Source organism: Brevundimonas denitrificans (assembly GCF_030160755.1).
Lineage (GTDB): Bacteria > Pseudomonadota > Alphaproteobacteria > Caulobacterales > Caulobacteraceae > Brevundimonas > Brevundimonas denitrificans.
Genome location: NZ_BSOY01000149.1, coordinates 1 through 979, shown reverse-complemented (window position 1 = coordinate 979; position 979 = coordinate 1). Strand labels below are relative to the sequence as shown.

The 979-nt window shown below is 59.1% G+C and carries 2 protein-coding genes; one reads left to right on the top strand and one right to left on the bottom strand.

The window, feature by feature from the left end; all coding sequences use genetic code 11:
• Nucleotides 1-625 (top strand): alpha/beta hydrolase (locus tag QQJ79_RS15410; protein ID WP_284223808.1); only part of this gene is annotated, 625 nt, incomplete at its 5' end.
• 53 nt (nt 626-678) lie between these two features.
• Here QQJ79_RS15410 and QQJ79_RS15405 read toward each other — a convergent pair.
• The coding region (locus QQJ79_RS15405; RefSeq protein WP_284223807.1) for a GNAT family N-acetyltransferase at nt 679-979 on the bottom strand (301 nt) is incomplete at its 5' end.

Sequence of the window (979 nt, the reverse complement as noted above, 5' to 3'; positions counted from 1 at the left end):
GTGGCCGTCCGACGGGTCCATGATGCCTTTTATTGCCTACGCCAATGATCGGCAGGATGCGGCGGCATCGGGGCCGGCCTTTGCCCGCAGCTTCCTGAAGCTCGGGGATTATTTGCGCGGGTCCACCCCGGACGAGGCCTGCGACCAGAAACTTCATCTGGTGGCGCATAGTATGGGCAATTATGTGCTGCGGCATGCCTTGCAGGAAATTTTGCGGCAGGCGCCGGGGCGTCCGCCGCGCCTGTTCGACCAGATTTTCCTGATGGCGGCGGACGAGGATGACGACGCCTTCGAGAAAGAGCACAAGCTGAAATTCCTGCCCCGGATCGCCAAGCGGGTGAATGTCTATTTCAACAATGAAGACCGGGCCATGGCCATTTCAGACAAGACCAAGGGCAACCCGGACCGGCTCGGTGATGACGGGCCGCGTATTCCAAGGTCCATTCCCGGCAAGGTGACGCTGGTTGATTGTACGGATGTGGTTTCGGGACTGGTGGAGCATTCCTATTATCTGGAAAGCCAGCGGGTCATGATGGACATGAAGTCCGCCCTTTTGGGGACGCCGTCGAACCTGATTGACGGGCGGTCGTATGATCCGGAAACCAACCGCTATCGCCTGACCTGAGGGCAGGCGGGCGCTGCCATGCAGGGGCGCGGGGCAGACAGGGCGGAAGGGGATTAATCCTCGACCGGGTCGATAAGGACTTCCCGCTGGCGATAGGGGGTAAAGCCGAACCGCTGATAGAGGGGCAGGGCCTTCGGATGGTCAAGGGTGCAGGTATTGACGGTCACCAGATCCGGGTTGCGCCGCCATGCCTGTTCGATAGCCCAGTTTAGCAAATACGGCCCCAGTTTCATGCCGATAAATTCCGGCATGATGCCGAAATAGGCCAGATCCACAACGGAGGGGAATTTGCGGAAATCCAGTTCGGCATAGCCGGCGTGAATCCCCCGGATATACAGAACATAGATTTCGGTC